Genomic DNA, 23,517 nt, shown 5'->3' with positions numbered 1-23,517 from the left:
GTCCGCCGCCAGCGTAACGAGTAACGGGCTTACGGAGCGAGCATGAAGCGTCTGGCGATTTATTGCGGGTCCGCCACCCCGGCAGATCCGGTCTATATCGAAAGCGCGCGCGCGATCGGGCGGCGGCTGGCGGAACGCGGGATCGGGGTGGTCTATGGCGGGGGGCGGCTGGGCCTGATGGGAGCGGTGGCCGATAGCGCGCTGGCCGCCGGTGGCGAGGTGATCGGCGTGATCCCGGAAGCGCTGGTAACGGCAGAGGTCGCGCATCTCGGCTGCACCGAACTGCATACCGTCAGCACGATGCACGAACGCAAGCAGCTGTTCACCGACCTGTCGGACGGGTTCGTCACCATACCGGGCGGGACCGGGACCATGGACGAACTGTGGGAAGCGATGAGCTGGGCTCAGCTCGGCTATCATGGCAAGCCGGTCGGGCTGTTGAACGTGGCGGGCTATTATGACCTGCTGATCGGCTTTGTGGAGAAGATGGGCGAGGTCGGCTTCCTGCGCGCCGAACACCGGTCGATCCTGATCGTCGATACCGCGATCGACGCGCTGGTCGACCGGATGGCGGCCTATGTCCCGCACCGCACGATCTTCGGCATGCGCAGCGCCGAACTGTGAGCGCCGATCGCGCCGCGCTGGTTCGGCAGGCGCGAGACAGCATCGCGAAGGGATCGAAGTCGTTCGCGGCGGCGTCGCGCCTGTTCGATCGCCCGACGCGGGAGCGGGCGTGGCTGCTCTATGCCTGGTGCCGGCGGTGCGACGATCTGGCGGACGGGCAGGATCTGGGGTCGGCGATCACGGTGGTGGACGATCCGCAGGCGCGGCTGGCGATGATCCGCGACCTGTCGGCGCGCGCGCTGGCGGGGGAGGCGACCGGCGATCCGGCGTTCGACGCGCTGGGCATGGTCGCGGCCGAGGTCGCGTTGCCGCGGGCGTTCGTCGACGATCTGATCGCCGGCTTTGCCCTGGACGCGGACGGGTTCAGTCCGCGGACCGAGGACGACCTGCTGCGCTATTGTTATCATGTCGCGGGCGTGGTCGGGTGCATGATGGCGGTGGTGATGGGGGTGTCGCCCGACGACCGGGCGACGCTGGACCGCGCATGCGACCTGGGGCTGGCGTTCCAGCTGGCCAATATCGCGCGCGACATCGGCGAGGACGATGCCGCCGGGCGCTGTTATCTGCCGCAGGACTGGCTGGGCGAGATGGACGTGCCGCCGGGCGAGACGATGCGGCCGGTCTATCGCCCGCGGATCGCGGTACTGGGGCGCCGTCTGGCGGAGCGGGCGCAGGCCTATGAGGCGAGCGCGCGGGCAGGGACGCCGGCATTGTCGCTGCGATCGGCCTGGGCGGTGTTGGCGGCGGCAGGCATCTATGGCGACATCGCGCGCGAAGTGGCGCGGCGGGGCGAGACCGCATGGGACGTGCGGGTGTTCACGACCAAGGCGGACAAGCTCGGCTGGGTCGCGAAGGCGGGGGTGCAGGCGCTGGGGCGCGGGCGTTGGAACGGAGCCGGCTCCAGAATGGGCTTGTGGCAGCGGCCGCGCTACTGACCATTTCGGTTGCGATCGCTCCTACGGCGCCACCCCTGCAGGGCGTGCCTCGGCCAGGATGAGGGCGAACTGGTCCTGCGGGTCGGTCCATTCGGCGATGGGTTCCCATGCGCCGGCGCGGAGGAGGACGCGGGCGTCTCGGGGGCCGTATTTGTGGCTGTTCTCGGTGTGGATGGTTTCGCCCGCGGCCATCATGAATGTCTCGCCCACGATCGTGAAGGTGACGTCGCGTGTCGCTTCCAGATGCATTTCGATCCGCGCATGGGCGTCGTTCCAGATTGCGCGGTGCCGGAACGCATCGACCGGAACGTCGGCATCGAGATCGCGGTTGATGCGGTGGAGCAGGTTGAGGTTGAACGCGGCCGTCACGCCTTGCGCGTCGTCATAGGCGGGGACCAGTACATCGGGTGATTTCACCCGGTCCATCCCGATCAGCAGTACCGCGCCTTCGCCCAGCGTTTCGACCATCGCGCGCAACAGGTTGACCGCGGTGCGTGCGACCATGTTGCCGATGGTCGAACCGGGAAAGAAGCCCATGCGCGGCAGCCCGGCGATGCGCGGCGGGGTTGCGATCGGATGCATGAAATCGGCCTCGACCGGCACGATCGGCAGTTTCGGAAAATCCTGCGCCAGCGCGGCGGAGGATTCGCGCAGGAAATCGCCCGATATGTCGATCGGAACATAGGCGGCGGGTTCGACGGCGGCGAGGATATAGGGCGTCTTGGTTGAGGAGCCAGAGCCGAATTCGACCACGGCGCGGCCTGGTCCCACCAGCTTCGCGATGTCGTTGGCATGGCGGCTGAGCAACGCGGTTTCGACCCGAGTCGGGTAATATTCAGGCAGTTCGGTGATGCGTTCGAACAGCTCCGACCCGGCATGATCGTAGAACCAGCGGGCCGGAATGGCGCGTGGGCGCGCGTTGAGGCCAGCCAGCACGTCCGCACGGAAGGCGGGATCCGCCTGCCCCCGGTCATGAAGGGTCGCGGCGATCGGTTCGGCCAGGTCGGTCATCAGAGATCCTTCGCCAGGCGCAGGCCGGTGAACTGCCACCGCTGGTGGGGGTAGAAGAAGTTGCGATAGGAGGCGCGCACATGCCCGCGCGGGGTGGCACAGCTGCCGCCTTTCAGCACCGCCTGGCCCGACATGAACTTGCCATTATATTCGCCGACCGCACCGGGCGCGGTGCGGAAACCGGGATAGGGAAGATAGGCCGAACTGGTCCATTCCCAGACATCGCCGAACATCGCGCGCAGCCCGGTTCCCGGCAACGTGGCGCGGGGCCGAACCGGGCCGGCGCGGTCGAGCTGATTGCCGCCGGTGGGGTCGAATGCCTCCGCCGCTGCCTCCCATTCGGGTTCGGTCGGCAGGCGGGCACCGGCCCAGCGGGCATAGGCGTCGGCTTCATAATGGCTGATATGCGTGACCGGAGCGGCGGGGTGGAGCGGATGCAGGCCATCGAGCGCGAAACCGTGCCAGCGCCCGTCGACCTGATGCCAGTGAAGCGGGGCGACGATCCGTTCCGACTGCACCCAGGCCCAGCCATCCGACAGCCAGTGATCCGGCCGCGCATAGCCGCCGTCGTCGATGAAGGTCAGCCATTCGCCGTTGGTGATGGTGCGATCCGCCAGCGCGTGCGGCTCGAGCAGAACGGCGTGGCGCGGGCCTTCGCAATCGAAAGCGAACCCGTCGCCGTCATGACCGATGTGGGTGATGCCGGTGCGGCCGGGGATCCAGTGCAGCGGACCGGGCATGGCCGCGGGCTTGGTACGCGGATGAGCCCATAGCGCGGGAAAGGTCGGATTCTGGGCGAACAGATGCAGGATGTCGGTCTGCAGCAGTTCCTGATGCTGCTGTTCATGCTGGATGCCGAGCGCGACCAGCGTGCGGCCTGCGCCGTCCAGGTCGGGGAGCGCATCCAGGATCGCGGCATCGACATAAGCGCGCCAGGCGAGGATCCGGTCAAGCGACGGGCGGGAGATCAGGCCCCGCGCGGTGCGGCTGTGGCGGGCCCCTTCGGCTTCATAATAGCTGTTGAACAGAAAGGCGAAGGCGGGGTCGAACGCCGCATAGCCCGCGACATGATCGCGCAGGATGAAGGTTTCGAGGAACCAGGTGGTATGGGCGAGATGCCATTTGGCGGGCGATGCGTCGGCCATCGACTGAACGGTGGCGTCGGCGTCGGAGAGCGGCGCCGTCAGCGCGACCGATAACGCGCGGCATTGCGCAAAGGAGTCCCGCAACGGTTCGGAAACGAGGCGATCGACGCGTGCTGCCATGATCTTCTACCCCGCCAACCTCACCCCGCAGAACCGACTAAAGGCGAATTGGTTGCCAACATGGATCAAGGAGATTGTGGTCAGCGCGTTGCACCCGGTGCCCACAGGACGTCGCCGCCGGCAGCGCCGTTGACGAGCCGCGCCAGCACGAAGAGATGATCCGAAAGCCGGTTGATGTAGGCGAGCGCCACCGGGTTGAGCCCGACCGTGCCGTCCGCGACGACGCACGCGCGTTCGGCCCGCCGCGTGATCGCCCGCGCGAGATGGATCGCGGCGGCGGCGGGGTGCCCCCCCGGCAGGATGAAGCTGCGCAGCGATTCCAGCCGCAGGTTCATCGTGTCGATTTCCTGTTCCAGCCGCGCGACCTGGTCCGGGATGATGCGCAGCGTGGTATCGGAGGGTGCGAAATCCTGCCCCGGCGTGGCCAGATCGGCGCCCAGATCGAATAGCTCGTTCTGGATGCGGCCGAGCATGGCGCGTTCGGTTTCGCCTAGCGCATGCGTCAACGCAACGCCGATCGCGCTGTTCGCTTCGTCGACATCGCCCATCGCTTCCAGCCGGGCATCCGATTTCGGAATGCGCGAGCCGTCGACCAGCCCGGTTTCCCCGCCGTCGCCGGTGCGGGTGTAGATCCTGGTCAGCCGTACCATGGATCAGTCCGGGCGGTTGAGCAGCAGGAGCAGGACGATCAGGACGACGGCCAGCGCCTGAAACTGGACCCGGCGCCACATCATCTTGTTCTGGCGCAGGCCCGACAGGTTGGGGCCGGAGCCGGTGAGGTCGGCCTGACTGGTCTTCAGGAAGATGACGATGCCGCGGATCAGCGAGACGAGCGCGGCGATCGCAGCGACCACGATCAGGATGATGAGGAAGGTCTGCATCAGGGCAAGCTAGGCGTTCCGCCGGGTGCTGCCAATGGACATAATGTCGCACGTAGATCAGCCGCTAGCGCGGTGCCGTCGGCCCCCGCCAGCCGCAGGTCGGCCAGCGCAGGCGCGCCGTCGCGCTTGGCAAGGCGGCGGCCGTCCGGTCCGGTCAGCAGCGGATGGTGATGGTAGCGCGGCGTCGGCAACCCGAGCAGCGCCTGGAGCAGGCGGTGGACATGCGTGGCATCGAACAGGTCGACGCCGCGGATGACGTCGGTCACGCCCTGATCCGCATCGTCGATGGTGACGGCGAGGTGATACGACGCCGGCGCATCGCGGCGGGCGAGCACGACGTCGCCCTGCGGACCGGGAGCGGCGATCACGCGGCCAGCGGTGATATCGTGCCAATCGAGCGGCCCGGCGACGGCGATCGCCCGGTCCATGCGCAGCCGCCACGCCGCGGCGCGGGCGGGATCGGGCGCGCGGATGCGGCAGGTGCCGGGATAGATGGGGGCGATGCCATGCGGCGCGGTGGCGCTGGCGGCGATTTCGGCGGCAATTTCCGCGCGGGTGCAGGTGCAGGGATAGACGAGGTCGGCGGCGCGGAGGCGATCGAGCGCGGCGGCATAGACGGACAGGCGGGTCGATTGGTGCAGGACAGGACCATCCCAGTCGAGCCCAAGCCAGCGCAGGTCGGCGAGGATGGTGTCGACATGCTCGGGCCGGCTGCGGCCGGGATCGATATCCTCGATCCGGACCAGGAAGGCGCCACCGGCCGCGCGGGCGACATCATGGGCGCGGATGGCGGATGCGGCATGGCCGAGGTGGAGGCGGCCGGTTGGGCTTGGGGCGAAGCGGGTGGTCATGGGCATGGCGTTTCCCTTCTTACCCTTCTCCTTTCGGGAGCGGGAGGCCCGTGCGCGCGCCTGGGCAGAGGGAAGGTTAGGATGGAGATTTTCTCTCGCGCGGTGTTTGTGGTTAAGGTCCTTGGCCTCACCCTCCCACGCGCGAGGGCGCGTGGGCCCCTCCCTCTCCCGGGGGGAGAGGGTTTGGAAGAAGGCGGGAAAGGTTAACAAAGAAGGGTTGACGTCGAATCGCATTCGGTGTGTCATGTGTCTGTCACGGCCCATCGTCAGGGTCGTGATGACGGAGACGGTGGGGCCCATGGCCAACTGCGCCCCGCGTGCGACGGGACCGGTGAACCGGTGGGATCCATGTCTCTACCCCTGGTGGAAGGCATTCGTCGTCAGATGTACCATCCCGATCTCCTGCGGCATCCCGATCTGTTGCGCCATCCGGACAGTTGCCCGGCGCTGGTGCTGAACGCCGATTATACCCCGCTCAGCTATTATCCGCTCAGCCTGTGGCCGTGGCAGACCGCGATCAAGGCGGTGTTCCTGGAGCGCGTCGACATCGTCGATCATTATGAGCGCGAGGTGCACAGCCCGAACCATGTCATGAAGCTGCCGTCGGTGATCGCGCTGCGCCAATATGTGCGGCCGTCGCAGCATCCGGCATTCACGCGGTTCAACCTGTTCCTGCGCGATCGGTTCGCGTGCCAATATTGCGGGGTGCAGAGCGATCTGACGTTCGATCATGTCATTCCGCGCGCGCAGGGCGGACGCACGACCTGGGAGAATGTCGCCACCGCCTGCGCGCCGTGCAACCTGCGCAAGGGCGGGCGGACGCCGCAACAGGCCAAGATGGCGCTGTATGTCCAGCCGATCCGCCCGACGACGTGGCAGCTGCAGGAACATGGCCGGAGCTTTCCGCCCAACTATCTGCACCAGAGCTGGCTCGACTGGCTCTATTGGGACATCGAGCTGGAGGCGTGAACCGCGGGCGGGCCGATCCCCGCCAGCGCCGGCGGGCCGGGGATCGGCGTGCGGCCTATGGTTTCACCACCTCCACCGGTAATCCGGTTTCCGCCAGCTGCGGCTGCACCGCCGCGGCATCGCCGACCACGATCCACAGGATCTTCGTCGGATCGATCGCCTTCCGGGCCTCGGCATCCAGCTGCGCCGCGGTCAATCCGCGGTAGCGGGCGGCCAGTTTCTGGTAGTGATCGTCTTCCCAGCCGAACGTCTCGATCTGTTGCAGGCCGCCGAGCACCGCGCTCGATTCCTCGAACGTGCCGGCCAGTTCGCGAACACGGCCGTTGACGGTCCGTTCCAGTTCGGCCGGCGTGATCCCGTTCGGCCCCAGGAACGCCGCCATGTCGGCTTTCAGCGCGACGATCGATGCACCGGTGCGATCGGTCTGCACCGGCGCGGACACCAGATAGGGGACCGCGCCCAGCAAGCGGCTGACGCTGCCGCTGACGCCGTAGGACCAGCCCTTGGTTTCGCGCAGGTCGGTGTTGAGCCGCGACAGGAACGAGCCACCCAGGACATCGTTCGCCACCTCCAGCGGCGCGAGATCGTCGGTTCCGCGATAGGGCAGCACGACGCCGCCCAGGATCTGCGACTGCGGCGATTGCGGGCGATCGATCAGGACGATCCGTGACCGCGGCGCCGGCGTGGGCGCGGCGAGATCCTTGGCCCCCTTCGGCGATGCCGGCGCGCGCCATGTCCCGAAACTGGCTTCCAGCAGCGGCTTCACTTCCGCCAGGGGTGCGGAGGAGACGACGAAGATGCGGGCCGCATCGGGGCGGATCCAGCGCGCGTGGAACGCCGACAGTTCGGCCGGAGCGAGCGTCTTCACGACATCGGGATCGCCGGTGCCGGTGAACGGCACGCCGTAGGGATGCGCCGCGCCGTAGAGCCGCGCGGGCAAGGCGCGGAGCGCGATTCCCCGCGGTTGCGTCAGTTCCGATGCGATCCGCGCCAGTTGCGTGTTGCGCAGGCGATCGACCTCCGCCGGGGCGAAGGCGGGATTGCGGACGATATCCTGCAGCAGGTCCAGCGATGGTGCGAGATTGGCGGTCAGTGCGTCCAGCGTCACCGTCGTCCGGTCCATCGACGCGCCCGCGCCGATCGATGCGCCCAGCCGCTCCTGCGCCTCCGCGATCGCAATCGAACCGCGGGTCTTCGTGCCTTCGTCCAGCAAGGCCAGCATCAGCGACTGCGTCCCCAGCCGCGCCTTGGGATCGGCGGCGTTGCCCGCATCGAAGCTGACCGCGACGCGCGTGACCGGCACCGCCTGGCGCCGGGCATAGATCACCGCCACGCCGTTCGACAGGGTCGTCCGCTCGATCGCGGGGAAGGCGAGTTCGGCGACGGTGCCGACCGCCGGCAACCCGCCACGGCCGACGGGTCCGGCGGGCGTCGGATCATCGGCCACGGGCTTGACCGGTGCCGCCGGTGCCTCGGCATAGGCTTCACGCGGGCCGGGCATCACCGCCAGTGCATAGACCGGGCGCGACAGCCATTTCGTGGCGGCAGCGCGCGCCTGATCCGGCGTCACTGCGGCCAGCGCACGCAGTTGCTTGGCATAGAAATCGCTGTCGCCGGCATAGACCTCCCCCTCGGCCAGCGCGACGGCCTTGCCGCCGAAGCCGCCGACGGATTCCAGGCCGTTGATCTGCGCCGCCGCGGTGCTGGTCACATAGCGCGACACTTCGTCCGCGGTCGGGCCGGTGCGGATATAGTCCGCGATGATCGCATCCAGCCGCCGGCCCGCAGCCACGGGATCGACCCCCGGCCGCACGTTGACCTGGACCGAAAACTGCCCGGCCTTTTCCAGCCCGTCATAGCTGGCCGATGCCGACACCGCCAGGCGTTCGCCGCGCACCAGGATGTTGTCGAGCCGCGAACTGGCAAGCCCGCCGAGCACGCCGCCGGCGACCTGCAACGCCGCGGCGTCGGGATCGAGGATGCCCGGAACCGCCCAGCTGCGCAGCAGGCGCGCGGTTGCGACACGGTCGTGCATCACCTCGTCCTTGCGGGCGGGCAGCGTCGGGACCGGGGCCACCACCGCCGGCGGGGTGGGGCCGCGCGGGATGTCGCCGAAATAGCGGGTCACCAGCTGCTTCGCGGTCGCGACATCGACGTCGCCGGCCAGCACCAGCACCGCGTTGTTGGGGCCGTAATTCTGGCGGAACCAGTTCTTCACATCGTCCAGGCTGGCGGCGGACAGGTCCGCCATCGAACCGATCGTGTTGTGATGATAGGGATGGCCGACCGGGTACAGCGTTTCCCCGATCCGGTAGTCGACCAGGCCATAAGGCTGATTGTCCCCCGACCGTTTCTCGTTCTGCACCACGCCGATCTGGTTGGTCAGGTTCTTCTGCGTCACCGCGCCCAGCAGATGGCCCATGCGGTCGCTTTCCAGCCACAGCGCGCGCGCCAGCGCCGGCGTCGGCACCGTTTCGAAATAGTTGGTGCGATCATAATAAGTGGTGCCGTTATAGTCGGTTGCGCCCACCTGCTCCAGCGGCTCGAAGAAATCGCCCGGGGCATTTTCCGATCCGTTGAACATCAGATGTTCGAACAGATGCGCGAACCCGGTCTTGCCCTTCGGTTCGTTCTTCGACCCGACATGATACCATACGGACACCGCCACCACCGGCGCCTTGCGATCCGTATGCACGATGACGCGCAGGCCGTTGGGTAGCGTGAAGCGATCGTGCGGGATCCGCACCTGCGCCACCAGATCCGCGGGCTTGGCGATCGGCGCGGCGGGCGTCGCCTGCGCCAGCAACGCGGCGGGCGCCGCCGACAGCAGCAACGGAGCGAGGAGAGACGAAGACAGCCAGCGGCGCATGCGGGTTCCTTCAAAGGGACACGGTGGCGCGCACTATGCCGACGCACGCACTGCTGCCAAGAGCCGCGCCGCCCGCGCCGATGCTTTTCGACCAACGGGCCGATCGCCGTCATGAAAATGCGGTCTGGACGGCCGAGCCGTAGCCGGGGGGCTGATTGATTGTTCGCGGGACTTTCGATGGCCCGGACAATCGGCATCGGCGACTGTGCGCCATATTTTGATCGCTGGACGTCCGCAGTTCATGCTGTAGCAATATCGCCGCAGGAGATGACGATGACACGGAAGTCATCGTTCGTCGCCATGATCTTTCGTGGGTAGTGTGGATCGAGCGGGGGCGATGTCAGGATGGGGCTGGACGAGACTGTGTCGCGGCTGATCGCCGACATCTATGCGGGCGCGCATGACGCGCCGATGTGGGACCGGACGATGGAGGCGGTCGGTGCCCGGCTCGACGCCAGCTGGCTGATGGTCGCCGCATTCGATTGGGAACGGCGGGCGCCAACCGGTTCCTGCTATTATCTGGCGTCCGACAGCCGGTTCGCGATGGGTGTCGAGGAATATGCCGCGGATTTCTACCGTGTCGATCCGGTCAATGCCTTCGCCACGAATCGCGCGGCCGGCGGCGTGTTCGATTCGCGCGCGATCGCCGATCCGGGCGTCTATCTGACCGACGATTATGTCCGCTGGAACCAGGACCGGTTCGGCTCGGCATTCTGGCGGTTCCACCAGGCGGAGGGCCACGGCGTGCAACTCGGCCTGTCGCTGCATCGCACGGCGGAAGACGGGCCGCTGGACGGTGAACAGGCGCGATTGCTGGAGCTGTTGTTCAGCCACATGAACGCCGCCGTGCGGCTGGCGTCCAAGCCGCCCGCGCTGGACGATGGCGATCCCGTGATCCTGCTGAACCAGGCGGGGCATGTCGTGCTGGCAAACGAACCCGCGGAACGACTGCTCACGCGGCGGGAGGGGATCGCGATCGTGGACGGCCGCCCGCGCGCGACCGATCGTCACTCCGCGCGCGCGCTGGACGCCGCCGTCCGTGCCGCCATAGTGGCGTTCGTCGCGGGAACGCATGGCGGTTCGGCCGCGCTCCGGCGGCATGGGGGGCCGCCATTGCTGGCCACCATACTCCCGCTGCCGGCGTCGGCCGCGCCGCTGGGGACTTTGCGGCCGGCGGCCATGATCCGCCTGATCGATCCGGCGACGCCGCCACCCGCGCCGCGCGCCGACTGGCGGGCGCTGTTCGGGTTCACGCCCGCGGAATCCCGCCTGGCGGCTACGCTGATGGCGGGCGACGGCAATCTTCGCCAGACCGCTGACGCCCTTGGCATCACCTATCACACGGCGCGCAGCCAGGTCGCCAGCCTGTTCGACAAGGCCGGGGTCGCCAGTCAGATGCAGCTCGTGCGGCTGCTGGCCCGCATCGGATGCTGGCTCCTCGCCACGCTCTGCCCCGCGCCGGCGATCGTCGAACGCATTGCGATGGTGTGACGCTATCCGGTCATTCCCCGTGATGTCCCGACCTCCGAGGGCGGGGGACCCGTCGGTCCTGGGACGGACCAAGCGTGCGGCAGGATTTCGCTTCGGATCAGCGCGAGCCTGACGACGCGTAACGCAAGATGCGCGCTGATGCCAAGGCTTCCCGATCGCGCGGTTTCGATCGACGCGCGGCTGCTCCGATCGCTCCGAAACCGACGATCATCATCATCCAGGTGGTGGTTTCCGGGACCGCGGCCATCTGGCTCAGGAACAGCCCGGACGCCGAGGTGTAGGTGACGCCGCTAGGCATATCCAAGCGGAGCGATGCGGTATGCGAGAAATCAGCGTTGGCGGCTTGGCTGGTTGTCAAACCAAGCGATTGATTGATGCTGACAACCGGGTTCGCACCATAAGCTCCCAACACGGCCTTGATCGCGTATGTATCGGCCGCTGCGTTGGGCGTTGCGGAGAATTCCAGCCACCCGCTGTCTTGAACCCTTGAATAGAAGTTCTGCTGGTCGTTGCCGGTTCCTTTGTCACGGTTGACGACGATAGCAGTTTGATTGGAGCCGCCATTGAAAAGAAATTGCAAAGTCGAGAAAATGAACTGGGTGTTGACGCCTCCATAACCCGGCTCGATCGTTCCGTGATAAAGTAGGTTGATCGTGATGGGCGTCACAGTAGTTGCCGTCGCACCAGGCACGAAGAAACTCAAGACGTCGCGAAAACCAGCCGACGCCAAGGTGTACCCATAATCGGTCGAAAAACCGGCCGCACCGATCTCGCCAGTGGTGAGGTCCGCGTAGGCGCTGGCATTGGCGAGCACCGGATGCGCGATACCGACGCCCTGGCTAGCGAAGGATGCGGCGGCACTGAATGTCGGCCCGGTGGTAGGGTGTGGGCTGCCCTGAACGTCCGCGCTCGCCTGTACCGTGCAGCATAGCGCTCCAGCCGTGGCGCTTGCCTGCGTTCCAGCGATCTGTGCCGCGCTCGCACCGGACCAAAAAACCATGAATCCGGCCAACATCGCGGCTTGTAAGCGCATTCGTCGTTGTCTGATCATCCCGACCCCCTTTGCCTCTCTGCATTTTTAGGGCGTCCCACGATCACGCGCATACGTCATTTGGATGACGGGACGGATTTTGATGGTCGCCGGGTTCTCGCAGGCTGTGACCCTTGTGTTGCAAAACAGCCACACCATATTCCCGGCATCATCAGGGGAGTTTTCATGAACCTCGACAGATTTACCGACCGCGCGAAGGGCTTTCTCCAGTCTGCGCAGACGGTTGCGATCCGGAACAGCCATCAGCGGATCGGCACCGAACATATGTTGAAGGCGCTGCTGGAAGATCAGGAGGGCATGGCGTCCGGGCTGATCGCGGCGGCGGGTGGCGATGCGAAGGTCGCGGTGCGCGACGTCGACGCGGCGCTGGCGAAGATTCCGGCGGTGTCGGGCGGCGGGGCGCAGCAGTCACCGGGGATCGACAATGATCTGGTCCGCGCGCTCGACACCGCCGAACAGGTGGCGACCAAGGCCGGCGACAGTTTCGTCACGGTCGAACGGCTGTTGCTGGCGCTGGTGCTCAGCCCGGCGACCGTGGCGGGCAAGGCACTGGCGGCGGCGGGGGTGAAGGCGGATGCGCTGAACGGCGCGATCAACGCCCTGCGCAAGGGCCGCACCGCCGACACCGCCGGCGCGGAGGACCGGTATGATGCGCTGAAGAAATTCGCGCGCGACCTGACGCAGGCGGCGCGCGATGGCAAGCTGGACCCCGTGATCGGCCGCGACGAGGAGATCCGCCGCACGATCCAGATCCTGGCGCGGCGGACCAAGAACAACCCGGTCCTGATCGGCGAACCCGGGGTCGGCAAGACCGCGATCGCCGAAGGGCTGGCGTTGCGGATCGTCAATGGCGACGTACCCGACGGGTTGAAGGACCGCCGGCTGATGGCGCTCGACATGGGGTCGCTGATCGCCGGCGCGAAATATCGCGGCGAATTCGAGGAGCGGTTGAAAGGCGTGCTGGACGAGGTGCGGCAGGCCGAGGGCGAGGTCGTGCTGTTCATCGACGAGATGCACACGCTGATCGGCGCGGGCAAGTCCGAGGGCGCGATGGACGCCGGCAATCTGCTGAAACCCGCGCTCGCCCGCGGGGAACTGCACTGCATCGGCGCGACCACGCTCGACGAATATCGCAAATATGTCGAGAAGGACGCCGCGCTCCAGCGCCGGTTCCAGCCGGTGTTCGTCGGCGAGCCCACCGTGGAGGACACGGTGTCGATCCTGCGCGGGTTGAAGGAGAAATATGAGCTGCACCACGGCGTGCGGATCGCCGACGGCGCGCTGGTGGCGGCGGCGACGCTGTCGCACCGCTATATCACCGACCGTTTCCTGCCCGACAAGGCGATCGACCTGATGGACGAGGCGGCGTCGCGGTTGCGCATGGAGGTGGAATCGAAGCCGGAGGAGATCGAGGCGCTCGATCGCCGCATCATCCGGTTGAAGATCGAGCGGGAGGCGTTACGCCGCGAAACCGATGCCGCATCGCGCGACCGGCTGGAGACGCTGGAGTCCGATCTGGCGGATCTGGAAGAGCAATCGGCCGCGCTTACCACCCGCTGGCTGGGCGAGAAGGACAAGATCAATGCGGAAGCGACGCTGAAAGGCCAGCTGGACGCCGCGCGGATCGAACTGGACCAGGCGCAGCGCAAGGGCGATCTCGGCCGGGCGGGTGAACTGTCCTATGGCGTCATTCCGGGCCTGGAACGGCAAGTGGCGGAGGCGCAGGCGGCGTCCGAGGGCGCGATGCTGCGCGAGGAGGTGGTCGCCGACGATATCGCCGGCGTGGTTTCACGCTGGACCGGGATTCCGGTCGATCGGATGCTGCAGGGTGAGCGCGACAAGCTGATCGCGATGGAATCGATCATCGGCAAGCGCGTGATCGGTCAGGATCAGGCGGTGAAGGCGGTGTCGCGCGCCGTCCGCCGCGCGCGCGCGGGGTTGCAGGACCCGGGGCGGCCGCTCGGTTCGTTCCTGTTCCTGGGGCCGACCGGCGTCGGCAAGACCGAACTCACCAAGGCACTCGCCGGATTCCTGTTCGACGACGATGCCGCGATGGTGCGGATCGACATGTCCGAATATATGGAGAAGCACGCGGTCGCGCGGCTGGTGGGTGCCCCGCCCGGCTATGTCGGCTATGACGAGGGCGGCGTTCTGACCGAGGCGGTGCGGCGGCGGCCCTATCAGGTCGTGCTGTTCGATGAGGTCGAGAAGGCGCATCCGGACGTGTTCAACATCCTGTTGCAGGTGCTGGACGACGGCCGGCTGACCGACGGGCAGGGGCGGACGGTCGATTTTTCCAACACGCTGATCGTGCTGACATCGAATCTCGGCAGCCAATATCTGGCGCATCTGACCGACGATCAGACCGTGGAGAGCGTGGAGCCGCAGGTGATGGAGATCGTCCGCGGGCATTTTCGGCCGGAATTCCTGAACCGGCTGGACGAGATCATCCTGTTCCACCGGCTGGGGCAGGCGCATATGGCGCCGATCGTCGATATCCAGGTCGCGCATGTCCAGCGTCTGCTGGCCGATCGCAAGGTAACGCTGACCCTGACCGACGCCGCGCGCGCATGGCTGGGCCGGGTGGGGTATGACCCGGTCTATGGCGCGCGACCGCTGCGCCGCGCGGTGCAACGCCATCTGCAGGACCCCCTGGCCGACGCGATCCTGCGCGGCGCGGTGCCGGATGGGTCGACGGTGCGCGTGGATGAGGGGGATGGGGCGTTGGTGATCGGGGTGTGAGCGGGATCCGTTATCCAAACAGGATCATGCTTCGTCATGCGAGCTGCCCCGCCTATAGCCGGCTGATGGATCAACCAAACTCACCCCGCTCGCCGGTCGAACCAAGCGACCTTGTCGCGATCGTACGCGATCCGGCGTGGTTGGCGGATCGGTACGATACTGATCAGGATGTGGTGCATTTTCGGCATGTCTCGCGCGACGCACATCGCGCGGCGACATTCCTGACCGACGAATATCTTCCCGTCGGCCGGATCGTACCCGTGCCCCGCACGACCGCGCTGGCCGGAGCCGGTTCGGTTGCATCCCTGAACTTCATCCTGCACTCCGCCTTCTGCTGCTCAACGCTGCTTGCCCGCGCGGTGGACGTAGAGGGTGCAGCGATGGGGTTGAAGGAGCCGGTCATCCTGAATGATCTGGTAGGTTGGAAACGGCGTGGCGGCGATCCGCGTGCCGTGGCGCGTGCGTTGGACGGCGCGTTGACCCTGCTTGCACGCCCCTTCAATGTAGGTGAGGCGGTTGTGGTGAAGCCATCAAACATTGTGAACTGCCTGGCGCCGGCAATGTTGGCGATGCGCGCCGAGGCTCGTGCATTGCTGCTTCATGCACCGCTCCGCATCTTCCTGACATCCGTAGCCAAGAAGGGAATGTGGGGGCGGCTTTGGGTCCGGGAGTTGCTGGCCGGGCAACTACGCGACGGCATGGTCGACTTGGGATTTGATGGTGACGCGTATTTCCGTCAAACCGATTTGCAAGTGGCGGCGGTGGGGTGGCTGGCACAGCAGGCACTGTTCGCGCGGCTGATTGCCACTTACGGCGGAGATCGGGTCCGCAGCTTGGACAGCGATGCGCTGATGGCTGCGCCAACAGCGGTGATGAAACAGCTCATTACGCTGTTCGGTATGACGGTCGATGCCGAAGGCGTGGAGAAGATCGTTGCTGGCCCGGCTTTTAACCGACATTCCAAATTCGGAACAACGTTCAACAGTCGCGCGCGATCGGGCGAGTATCGCGATGCCGGCGCAGCGCACGCCGAGGAGATCGACAAGGTCGCGTTGTGGGCGGAAGCGGTTGCCGTGCAGGCAGGTGTTCCCATGCGCTTGGGAGCACCTCTGCTCGGCTGACGACAATCCTTTCAAGATCCGGCGACGCAGACACAAAAAAGGCGGGCACGAGGCCCGCCTTTTCTGCTCGAGTGGTGGGTCGGTCTAGAATTTGACCCGCGCACTTACGGCGTAGGTGCGACCGAGCGCGTCGAACGTTGATGGATAGGTATTCCCGCTATTGTAGCTGGTCGAACCCACGTTGGTTCCGACGATCGGAGGCTTCCTGTCCAACAAGTTGCGGACCGTCAGCGTGATATCCAGATTGTCGCTGACACCAAAGCGGCCTGCCAGATCGAAATAGTCCGAAGCACCGATCTTCTGGAAATCCACTTCCTTGTTCAGCGCAGTCGATGTTCCCTGGAAAGCGGGACCATTGCCGTTGATGATGTCGTCCGGCTCCTGCTGGAACTTGCTGAGGTGCCGCCAGAGCAGCGAAAGATCGACCGCACCAAAAGTCGCGGTGGTGCGGACGTTCCAGGAGTATTCCGGCTGCAGCGACCCGCAGTTGACCGAGAAGTACCCGACGCATTCGCGATTGAGTGAAACCGAGGTCGCCTGGAATTTGGTCGAATGCGTCCAGGTGCCGGTGAAGGCGAAGTTCAGCACGGCTGGCCCGATGTCCCGGCGATAATTCACGCCGACATCGATACCGTCGGTCGAGAGCTTGCCCAGATTGGATGAGGCAAGGAACAGCCCGGGGACAGTCGCCGCATCGCCGAACAGGGCACCGGTCACCGGATCACGACGGATAACCGTACAAGCGTCGGTTGCCGAAGCGCCGGTTGCAGGCGTGTTGCCTGAACCGAAACAGGCCGCGATTGCATCGCCTGGGGTCGGGCTGGAGATCGCGTCCTTCACCTTGATATTGAAGTAATCGACGGTGATCGACAGACCCGGCACGAACTGGTTTGGCTGCAGGACGACGCCCAGCGTGTAGGAGTCGGACTTCTCAGGCTTCAGATTAAGGTTGCCGCCACCGGTGTAGTTGACCTGGCCACCCGGATCGGACGTGATGATGTCCACCGTCGCCGTGGTTGCGCCCTGCGCCAAGCAGACGGCGCGGAGTTCGCCGGTGGGCGCCGGGGCGACGCGCACACCATTTGCATCAAGCGTGGCGCACGGATCGTTGCCCAGGTTGGTGAGAGCGGTCTGGATCGGCGAGAAGAGTTCATCGATGTTAGGCGCGCGTACGGCCCGCTGGTAGTTGCCACGGAGCTTAATCCCGTCGACGGGTTCCCAGCTGCCGCCTGCCTTGTAGGTCGTTGCTGTGAATGTCGGCGAGCCGGCAGTATCGACCTTGTACCGCGAGTAGCGAACACCGGTTTCCAAGGTCAGGCTGTGGAAGAACGGCTTGTCCGACACCAGCGGTGCAATCAACTCGCCATAAGCTTCATACACGTCGTAGCCGCCGTTGATGTTCGGTGCGGCTCCGCCGCTGCCGCTGATTTCGCCCGGCGTCTGCGACAGGATGTCCGAGTTCTGCGACGCGCCATATTTCCGATACTCGGCGCCCGCTGCAAACCCGATCGGATCGCTGGCGAACGGCGAGGATACGCCAATGTCGCCGGACAACAGAGCCCGGAACTGGGCAAGGCTGGTCCGGATGGCGACGCTGGTTTCGCCGGTCAAAAACGCGCCCTGCTCGGCTGTGATGCTGCCTTCAGGACCGAACAGATTGACCGGAACGCAGCCCGAGTCCGCCGCGCCGATGCAATCGGTGGTGCTGCTGGCCAACGCTGCCTGGCGGAGACGCGAAACCCGGAGATTGCCGGTGCCGCGCGAGTTGTTCTCGCTTTCGCCATAGGCCCCGCCAATGTCGAGGCCAATGCTGTCAGTCAGATTCAGCTTCACGCCAGCACGGTAATCGAACACCTGCGTAGTGTAGCTGGTCAGGCGAGGCCCGAGTTCGGTCGTCCGCCGCGAAACCGTGGTGTTGAAGGTGCGGTAGTTAGGGTTGGTCGAGCCGTTGGCTAGTGTCGGGCTGGTCGCCGCGGCCGCGGCCGCGCACTGCGCCGCGCTCAATCCGTTCGCGTTGCAGAATTGCGTCCGCGCTGCAGCGGGCAGGTAAGGATTGCTGTAGTTGATGGTGATCGGTGCACCGAAGGCCCCACCGGGTGCGAGAATCGTGTTGACCGTGTTCTTGGAAAACAGACCGCGGGTGTAGACCTCAACCGTATCACTCAGTTCATAGTGTGCCTGACCGAACATGTTGAAGCGTTCGAACGGAGTCTGGAAGATATTGTAGGGATTGAAGTTGAACAGGGCGAAGGTGGTCCGCAGCGCTCCGGTTGCAGGATCGATCTGCTGCGTGGGCGAACCAGGGCGCGTGAAGCGCGATGGTACCGAGGTGCCGGATCCCGATGCCCCGCCACCAAATGAGTCGATGTTGCTGATGGAGTATGGGCGGTCACCCTGGAATACGGGATCAGCCTGCTGATAACCGATCGAGAACACCGCATTTCCGCGGCCATCATCGAAATTCGCGCCGATCGTGACGTCGGTACGGAAGACGTTGCCATCGCCGCGCTCGGTGATCTGGTTGGAGGCGCTAATTTCAACACCAGCGAAGTTGCGCTTGGTGATGAAGTTGACGACGCCCGCCACAGCGTCGGCACCGTAAGTGGTTGCGGCACCACCTGTGAGCACATCAACCCGTTCCACAAGCGCGACCGGAATGTTATTCAAATCGACCACGCCAGCCAGGCCCGCCGGGGTCAGCCGCTGGCCATCCAGCAGCACCAAATTGCGATTGAAGCCCAGGTTGCGCAGATCCGTGTAGCTGGAGCCGCCATTGCCGTTGTTGACAGCCGAACCAATGCTGGGAACCACACCAGGCAAGGTGCGGAGAATATCTTCGGCCACGTTGACCTGGCGCAACTGGATCTCGTTTTCGCCAACAGCCTGCACCGGCGCGGATGCGACCAGGTTCGGGTTGCGGATCAGCGAGCCGGTGACGACGATCTCGTTGCCTGTATCGTCGGTCGCTGCGGAGGCTGGCGCCTGTTGCGCAGCGGATTCGGACGTCTGGACGCCAGCCGGAACAGCAGAGTCAGTTGCCTGCGCAAACGCCGGCTGCGCGACCAGTGCGGCGCCAGCGAGCAAGGTGGACGCCAGAAGGCGGTTTCGGATGTCGAGCTTCATAGAATATTGCCCCTTACTGACGGTGTTTTTCACACTCGCCATGATTCGACGGAACTTTTTGAAAGATCCGACATGTCGTGGTGTATGCATGGTGGGGAATGCTCTGCAACGCGCCTGTCGCTGCGCCGCGTCATTGCCTTCGGAATGTAACATTAGAGACACACCCACTGCACCCGCCCGATCGCAATTTTTGAAGGACTGCCCGTGAATCTACCGCTTTCCCGCATCGTCGCCTTGCTGCTGATCGGCATGATGTCGCCCGTATCTGCGCAGCCCGCGCCCCGCCCGGCGGCGATCGTGACGGCGTTGACCGCGTGCCGGACGGAGAGTGACGCGGCGAAACGGCTCGCCTGTTACGATGCCGCCGCGGCCCGGTTGGCGACCGCGACGGAAAATCGCGAGGTGGTCGTGCTGGATCGTGCCGCCATTCAGGAGACGCGGCGGTCGCTGTTCGGGTTCTCGCTGCCAAGGATCGCTTTGTTCGGCGGCGGCGGTGGGACCAAGGCCGAGGAAAACATCAAGCGCGAGGACATCACCGAATTGCAGACGACCATCAATCGCGTTCGGGAACTGGGAAATGGGCAATATCAGCTGGTTCTGACCGAGGGTGGCACCTGGCAGTCCACGGAAGCGTGGGCCGGCGCCCGGCTTCCGGCAAAAGGCGCCAAGATCCTGATCCGGCGCGCGACGTTGGGCAGCTATTTCCTGAAGGTCGAAGGGGGACGCGCCGTCCGCGGGATGCGCGTCGGCTGACGCCTATGGGTTCACCATCGCGCCCGCCAGCGGTTGTGGGTCGATGCGCCGGCCGGCCCAGGTCATGGCCCAGTGCAGATGCGGGCCGGTGGCGCGGCCGGTCATGCCGATCGCCCCGACGGGTTGCCCGCGGGTGACGCGGTCGCCAGAGGCGACGTCGATGCGGGACAGATGCAGGAAGGCGCTGACCAGGCCGAAGCCGTGATCGATCATCAGCAGATGCCCTTCCAGGCTGAACGGATCGGTCGCAGCGGCAAGGACCACGACCCCGTCGAGCGGCGCGACGATCGGGGTGCCGGTCGGGCGGGCGATGTCGACCCCGGCATGATAGGCGCCGGGTTCGCCGGCATAGATGCGTTGTGACCCGAACACGCCGCTGATCCGGCCGATGGCGGGCCAGAGCGGCGCCTGCCGCCAGCCGTCGCTGGCGACGGTCCGGGCGCGCGCCGCCTGGATCCGCGCGACCTCCGCGGTTCGGCGCGCGATGTCGGCCGGCGTCTTCGGCGTCGCCTTGGGCAGGGTCGGCAGCGACTGGATCGACCAGGTGCGCGGCGTGACGGTCAGTGCGCGCAGGATCACCCGACCGTCGTTCAATGTCGCCGCCAGGTCCGCCGCCGGCCCCGCATCGCGATCGAACCCGATCAGGAAATGCCGGTCCGCCGCCATCGCGACCGGTTGCCCGTCAAGCGCAAGCGCGCGCGTGCCGGCCGGAGCGACACCCTGCACCAATCCACCCTGCCGGATCGGGCCGGTCAGGGCGAAGCCGTCACGCTGCGCACCGGTTTCGCCGGTTTCGGCGACAGCGGCGCGCAGGATCGCGGGCGGCAGCGATAACGGGCCCGGCGTAGTCGCGGCGGGCGCGGCAAGCAGCGTCAGGATCGCAAACGCGCCACCGCCAAGGCCGGTCACCCCTGCGCCATCGCCTGGGTCGCGGCCTGCGCGGTGGCATAGGGTTCCTGGCGATCGACGCTCCAATATTTCAGGCGGTCGAGCGGGATCGCCGCGCCCGTGACGCCGCACACGACATGATCGCCGCGCACCAGCACGCGGAAATTATTGGCCATATAGTGCAGCTTGGCGGGGCGACCGCCGGGAGTCATCAGCATCGTTGCGGTCTCACTCGAACAAGGTGGGCTGGCTGGCCCGGGTCTTGGGATAGGGAGCGCCCCCGGCTTTCTCAACCCGCGCGTCCACCGCGCCATCGGCGAAATGCAGTGTCAGCAACCCGGCGGCACGCGCCGATTCCGCGCTGGTCAGCACCGCGCCACCGGGCCGCCGTTCGACCTTGACATAGCCCCTGGCCAGCGGGCGGTTGGGATCGAGCTGTTCCAGCAAGCGTGCCACCTGCCCGACATGGGTGGTACGATCCGCGATCGGGCGCCGCACCAGCGCGTCGGAGAAGCGCACGGCGCGCAGCCGTTCCCCCGCGCGGTCCACCCGCTGGCGAAGCAGGGACGGGCGGAGCGCGCCGGCGGCATGCGCCAGATCGCCGCGCGCCACCGCCAGCCGTCTACCGAGCGCGCGCGGCAGGCGATCGCCAAGATCGTCCAGCCGCTGCCGTTGCGGCGCGAGCAGCATATCGGGGCTGGGCAAGCGGCGCGCCGTAGCGGCCAGCCGTTCGTCCGCGCGTTCACGATACCGGCGGACGCAGCGGCCGGTGCGCGCCGACAGATCCTGCACCGCCTGCACCAGTTCGGCGCGAACCGGCACCGCGATTTCGGCCGCGGCGGTCGGCGTCGGCGCGCGGCGGTCGGCGGCGAAATCCGCCAGCGTGGTGTCCGTCTCATGCCCGACGGCGGAGATGACGGGGATGCGGCAATCGGCGATCGCGCGGACGACGATTTCCTCGTTGAACGCCCACAGATCCTCGATCGACCCGCCGCCGCGCGCGACGATCAGCAGATCGGGGCGCGGGACCGCGCCGCCCGGTGCGATGCCGTCGAAGCCGGCGACCGCGCGCGCGACCTGACCGGCTGCGGCCTCCCCCTGGACCGCGACCGGCCAGACCAGCACATGCGTCGGGCAGCGATCACGCAGCCGGTGGAGGATATCGCGGATCACCGCACCGGTAGGCGACGTCACCACCCCGATCACGCGCGGCAGGAACGGCAGGGCGCGCTTGCGCTCCTCCGCGAACAGCCCTTCCGCCGCCAGCATGCGCCGGCGTTGATCCAGGAGCGCCATCAGCGCGCCGGCGCCGGCAATCTCCATCCGGTCGATCACGATCTGATATTTGGAACGGCCGGGATAGGTGGTGAGGCGGCCGGTCGCGATCACCTCCATCCCGTCTTCCGGTCGGAAGCGCATCGTCGCCGCCTGCCCCTTCCAGACGACGCCGTCGATGCAGGCGCGATCGTCCTTCAGCGTCAGATAGCAATGGCCGGAACCGTGCCGCTTCCAGCCCGAAATCTCCCCACGTACGCGGACATGGCCGAACGCATCCTCCACGCTGCGCTTGAGCGCGCCCGACAGTTCGGACACGGACAGCGCAGGCGCGTTGTCGCCGGGGGCAGGCTCCGCTAGGAGCCCGGCTGGATCGAAGGGGGAAGCCATGAACGTCCTGTTACTGGGATCCGGTGGTCGGGAACATGCGCTGGCGTGGAAGCTGGCGCAATCGCCGCTGCTGGATAGGCTGCATGCGGCGCCTGGCAACCCCGGCATCGCGGACCATGCGACCTGCCATGCGCTGGATGCGACCGATCACGCCGCAGTGGTGGCATTCTGCGCCGACCAGGCGATCGGACTGGTCGTGATCGGGCCGGAGGCGCCGCTGGTCGACGGGCTGGGCGATACCCTGCGCGCCGCCGGCATTCCTGTGTTCGGTCCGTCGCGCGCCGCCGCCCAACTGGAAGGATCGAAGGGATTCACCAAGGACCTGTGCGCGCGGGCGGGCATCCCGACCGCCGGCTATGTCCGCTGCACCGACCGCGCGGCGGCGGACGCGGCGCTGGCCGGGTTCGCGTTGCCCGTGGTCATCAAGGCGGACGGGCTGGCCGCGGGCAAGGGCGTGGTCATCGCGACCAGCGCGACCGAGGCCGCGGCGGCGCTGGACATGATGTTCGACGGCGGGTTCGGCGCGGCGGGCGCGGCGGTGGTGATCGAGGCGTTCCTGACCGGGGAGGAAGCCAGCCTGTTCGCGCTGACCGACGGCGTGACCACGGTCGCGATCGGATCGGCGCAGGATCACAAGCGGGTGGGGGAGGGTGATACCGGTCCCAATACCGGCGGCATGGGCGCATATAGCCCGGCGCGCGTGTTGACCCCCGCGCTGGAGGCACGCGCGATGGCGGAGATCATCCTGCCGACCGTGCGCGCGATGGCCGATGCGGGGACGCCCTATTCGGGGGTGCTCTATGCCGGGTTGATGCTGACCGAGAGCGGGCCGCAGCTGATCGAATATAATGCGCGCTTCGGCGATCCCGAAACGCAGGTGCTGATGCCGCGGATCGAAGGCGACCTGCTGCCGCTGCTGCTGGCGACCGCCACCGGGACACTGGCCGATGTGCATCCGCCGCGGCTGGTGGACGATGTCGCGTTGACGGTGGTGCTGGCGGCCGACGGCTATCCCGGCGTTCCGGCGCGGGGCGGCGCGATCACCGGGCTGGATGTCGCGGCCGCGACCGGCGCCCTGATCTTCCAGGCCGGCACTGCGGAGGCCGACGGGCAGCTGATCGCCGCGGGTGGGCGGGTGCTGGCGGTCACCGCGACCGGCGCCAGCGTCACCGCCGCGCGCGCCATGGCCTATGCCGCGGTCGACGCGGTCGGTTTCTCCACCGGCTTCTGTCGCCGGGACATCGGTTGGCGCGAAGCGGCGCGCGAAACCGGATGATC

Annotated in this window: 19 protein-coding genes; 8 read left to right on the top strand and 11 right to left on the bottom strand. The window is 66.7% G+C overall.

The features are described 5' to 3' along the window. Positions 1-42: 42 nt before the first annotated feature. Positions 43-624, top strand: coding sequence for a TIGR00730 family Rossman fold protein (locus tag VF649_RS01405; protein ID WP_331010170.1), 582 nt, complete (start codon positions 43-45; stop codon positions 622-624). Next, a complete protein-coding gene (locus tag VF649_RS01400) occupies positions 621-1,559 on the top strand; it encodes a phytoene/squalene synthase family protein (protein ID WP_331010169.1) in 939 nt (312 codons plus the stop codon). Before VF649_RS01405 ends, VF649_RS01400 begins: the two co-directional genes overlap by 4 nt. 21 nt (positions 1,560-1,580) lie before the next feature. On the opposite strand, the gene egtD is transcribed toward VF649_RS01400, so the two are convergent. From egtD to gluQRS, 5 genes are all read right to left on the bottom strand, one after another. Next, positions 1,581-2,570: an L-histidine N(alpha)-methyltransferase gene (egtD, locus tag VF649_RS01395; RefSeq protein WP_331010168.1), complete on the bottom strand. Its 990-nt coding sequence runs from the start codon at positions 2,568-2,570 to the stop codon at positions 1,581-1,583. Beyond that, complete coding sequence (egtB, locus tag VF649_RS01390) at positions 2,570-3,835, bottom strand: ergothioneine biosynthesis protein EgtB (protein ID WP_331010167.1); 1,266 nt, start codon at positions 3,833-3,835, stop codon at positions 2,570-2,572. Before egtB ends, egtD begins: the two co-directional genes overlap by 1 nt. A gap of 80 nt (positions 3,836-3,915) precedes the next feature. Continuing rightward, positions 3,916-4,485 carry a cob(I)yrinic acid a,c-diamide adenosyltransferase gene (locus tag VF649_RS01385; protein WP_331010166.1) on the bottom strand — a complete coding sequence of 190 codons (570 nt, stop codon included), beginning with the start codon at positions 4,483-4,485 and terminating at the stop codon, positions 3,916-3,918. Between the two features lie 3 nt (positions 4,486-4,488). After that, positions 4,489-4,716 (bottom strand): twin transmembrane helix small protein, encoded by a 228-nt coding sequence (locus VF649_RS01380; RefSeq protein ID WP_331010165.1) that lies wholly within the window; start codon positions 4,714-4,716, stop codon positions 4,489-4,491. Then, positions 4,716-5,573, bottom strand: a complete 858-nt coding sequence (gene gluQRS, locus VF649_RS01375) for a tRNA glutamyl-Q(34) synthetase GluQRS (protein WP_331010164.1) — start codon at positions 5,571-5,573, stop codon at positions 4,716-4,718. Before gluQRS ends, VF649_RS01380 begins: the two co-directional genes overlap by 1 nt. A gap of 396 nt (positions 5,574-5,969) precedes the next feature. Here gluQRS and VF649_RS01370 point away from each other — a divergent pair, with 396 nt between their 5' ends. Next, the gene (locus VF649_RS01370; RefSeq protein ID WP_331010180.1) at positions 5,970-6,536 is read left to right on the top strand and encodes an HNH endonuclease; all 567 of its coding nucleotides are present in this window, start codon (positions 5,970-5,972) and stop codon (positions 6,534-6,536) included. 55 nt (positions 6,537-6,591) lie between these two features. Here VF649_RS01370 and VF649_RS01365 read toward each other — a convergent pair whose 3' ends face one another. Beyond that, a complete protein-coding gene (locus tag VF649_RS01365; RefSeq protein WP_331010163.1) occupies positions 6,592-9,405 on the bottom strand; it encodes a pitrilysin family protein in 2,814 nt (937 codons plus the stop codon). Between the two features lie 363 nt (positions 9,406-9,768). Here VF649_RS01365 and VF649_RS01360 point away from each other — a divergent pair, with 363 nt between their 5' ends. Then, the gene (locus tag VF649_RS01360) at positions 9,769-10,896 is read left to right on the top strand and encodes a hypothetical protein (protein WP_331010162.1); all 1,128 of its coding nucleotides are present in this window, start codon (positions 9,769-9,771) and stop codon (positions 10,894-10,896) included. Positions 10,897-10,993: 97 nt separating this feature from the next. Here the strand turns inward: VF649_RS01360 and VF649_RS01355 are convergent, their stop codons facing one another. Beyond that, positions 10,994-11,947 (bottom strand): PEPxxWA-CTERM sorting domain-containing protein, encoded by a 954-nt coding sequence (locus tag VF649_RS01355; protein ID WP_331010161.1) that lies wholly within the window; start codon positions 11,945-11,947, stop codon positions 10,994-10,996. 165 nt (positions 11,948-12,112) lie between these two features. On the opposite strand from VF649_RS01355, the gene clpB reads away from it, so the two are divergent. Both clpB and VF649_RS01345 read left to right on the top strand, forming a co-directional pair. Then, positions 12,113-14,689 (top strand): ATP-dependent chaperone ClpB, encoded by a 2,577-nt coding sequence (gene clpB, locus VF649_RS01350; RefSeq protein WP_331010160.1) that lies wholly within the window; start codon positions 12,113-12,115, stop codon positions 14,687-14,689. 26 nt (positions 14,690-14,715) lie between these two features. Next, the gene (locus VF649_RS01345) at positions 14,716-15,810 is read left to right on the top strand and encodes a hypothetical protein (protein ID WP_331010159.1); all 1,095 of its coding nucleotides are present in this window, start codon (positions 14,716-14,718) and stop codon (positions 15,808-15,810) included. An 84-nt stretch (positions 15,811-15,894) separates the two neighbouring features. Here VF649_RS01345 and VF649_RS01340 read toward each other — a convergent pair whose 3' ends face one another. After that, positions 15,895-18,933, bottom strand: coding sequence for a TonB-dependent receptor domain-containing protein (locus VF649_RS01340; protein WP_331010158.1), 3,039 nt, complete (start codon positions 18,931-18,933; stop codon positions 15,895-15,897). Between the two features lie 204 nt (positions 18,934-19,137). Here VF649_RS01340 and VF649_RS01335 point away from each other — a divergent pair, with 204 nt between their 5' ends. Then, the gene (locus VF649_RS01335) at positions 19,138-19,686 is read left to right on the top strand and encodes a hypothetical protein (protein ID WP_331010157.1); all 549 of its coding nucleotides are present in this window, start codon (positions 19,138-19,140) and stop codon (positions 19,684-19,686) included. A 3-nt stretch (positions 19,687-19,689) separates the two neighbouring features. Here VF649_RS01335 and VF649_RS01330 read toward each other — a convergent pair whose 3' ends face one another. The 3 genes from VF649_RS01330 to xseA are packed head-to-tail and all read right to left on the bottom strand — an operon-like array spanning position 19,690 to position 22,239. Beyond that, positions 19,690-20,595, bottom strand: coding sequence for a M23 family metallopeptidase (locus VF649_RS01330; protein WP_331010156.1), 906 nt, complete (start codon positions 20,593-20,595; stop codon positions 19,690-19,692). Further along, positions 20,592-20,792 (bottom strand): DUF2093 domain-containing protein, encoded by a 201-nt coding sequence (locus tag VF649_RS01325; RefSeq protein ID WP_331010155.1) that lies wholly within the window; start codon positions 20,790-20,792, stop codon positions 20,592-20,594. The genes VF649_RS01330 and VF649_RS01325 overlap by 4 nt, the downstream gene beginning before the upstream one ends. 10 nt (positions 20,793-20,802) lie before the next feature. Beyond that, entirely contained in the window at positions 20,803-22,239 is a 1,437-nt protein-coding gene (gene xseA / locus VF649_RS01320; protein ID WP_331010154.1) for an exodeoxyribonuclease VII large subunit, read from the bottom strand. Here xseA and purD point away from each other — a divergent pair. Continuing rightward, positions 22,238-23,515 carry a phosphoribosylamine--glycine ligase gene (gene purD / locus VF649_RS01315; RefSeq protein WP_331010153.1) on the top strand — a complete coding sequence of 426 codons (1,278 nt, stop codon included), beginning with the start codon at positions 22,238-22,240 and terminating at the stop codon, positions 23,513-23,515. The two genes, xseA and purD, sit on opposite strands and share 2 nt — an antisense overlap. The last annotated feature ends 2 nt before the right edge of the window (positions 23,516-23,517 follow it).

It is taken from the genome of Sphingomonas sp. (assembly GCF_036387535.1).
Taxonomy (GTDB): Bacteria; Pseudomonadota; Alphaproteobacteria; order Sphingomonadales; family Sphingomonadaceae; genus Sphingomonas_R.
This window is presented reverse-complemented; position numbering and strand designations above follow the sequence as displayed.

What these genes read in the sequence shown, in the direction of transcription:
- VF649_RS01405 (WP_331010170.1), top strand. Translation starts at nt 43, where the DNA reads ATGAAGCGTCTGGCGATTTATTGCGGGTCCGCCACCCCGGCAGATCCG.
- egtD (WP_331010168.1), bottom strand. Translation starts at nt 2,570, where the DNA reads ATGACCGACCTGGCCGAACCGATCGCCGCGACCCTTCATGACCGGGGG.
- egtB (WP_331010167.1), bottom strand. Translation starts at nt 3,835, where the DNA reads ATGGCAGCACGCGTCGATCGCCTCGTTTCCGAACCGTTGCGGGACTCC.
- VF649_RS01385 (WP_331010166.1), bottom strand. Translation starts at nt 4,485, where the DNA reads ATGGTACGGCTGACCAGGATCTACACCCGCACCGGCGACGGCGGGGAA.
- VF649_RS01380 (WP_331010165.1), bottom strand. Translation starts at nt 4,716, where the DNA reads ATGCAGACCTTCCTCATCATCCTGATCGTGGTCGCTGCGATCGCCGCG.
- gluQRS (WP_331010164.1), bottom strand. Translation starts at nt 5,573, where the DNA reads ATGCCCATGACCACCCGCTTCGCCCCAAGCCCAACCGGCCGCCTCCAC.
- VF649_RS01365 (WP_331010163.1), bottom strand. Translation starts at nt 9,405, where the DNA reads ATGCGCCGCTGGCTGTCTTCGTCTCTCCTCGCTCCGTTGCTGCTGTCG.
- VF649_RS01355 (WP_331010161.1), bottom strand. Translation starts at nt 11,947, where the DNA reads ATGATCAGACAACGACGAATGCGCTTACAAGCCGCGATGTTGGCCGGA.
- clpB (WP_331010160.1), top strand. Translation starts at nt 12,113, where the DNA reads ATGAACCTCGACAGATTTACCGACCGCGCGAAGGGCTTTCTCCAGTCT.
- VF649_RS01345 (WP_331010159.1), top strand. Translation starts at nt 14,716, where the DNA reads ATGCTTCGTCATGCGAGCTGCCCCGCCTATAGCCGGCTGATGGATCAA.
- VF649_RS01340 (WP_331010158.1), bottom strand. Translation starts at nt 18,933, where the DNA reads ATGAAGCTCGACATCCGAAACCGCCTTCTGGCGTCCACCTTGCTCGCT.
- VF649_RS01325 (WP_331010155.1), bottom strand. Translation starts at nt 20,792, where the DNA reads ATGCTGATGACTCCCGGCGGTCGCCCCGCCAAGCTGCACTATATGGCC.
- purD (WP_331010153.1), top strand. Translation starts at nt 22,238, where the DNA reads ATGAACGTCCTGTTACTGGGATCCGGTGGTCGGGAACATGCGCTGGCG.
- xseA (WP_331010154.1), bottom strand. Translation starts at nt 22,239, where the DNA reads ATGGCTTCCCCCTTCGATCCAGCCGGGCTCCTAGCGGAGCCTGCCCCC.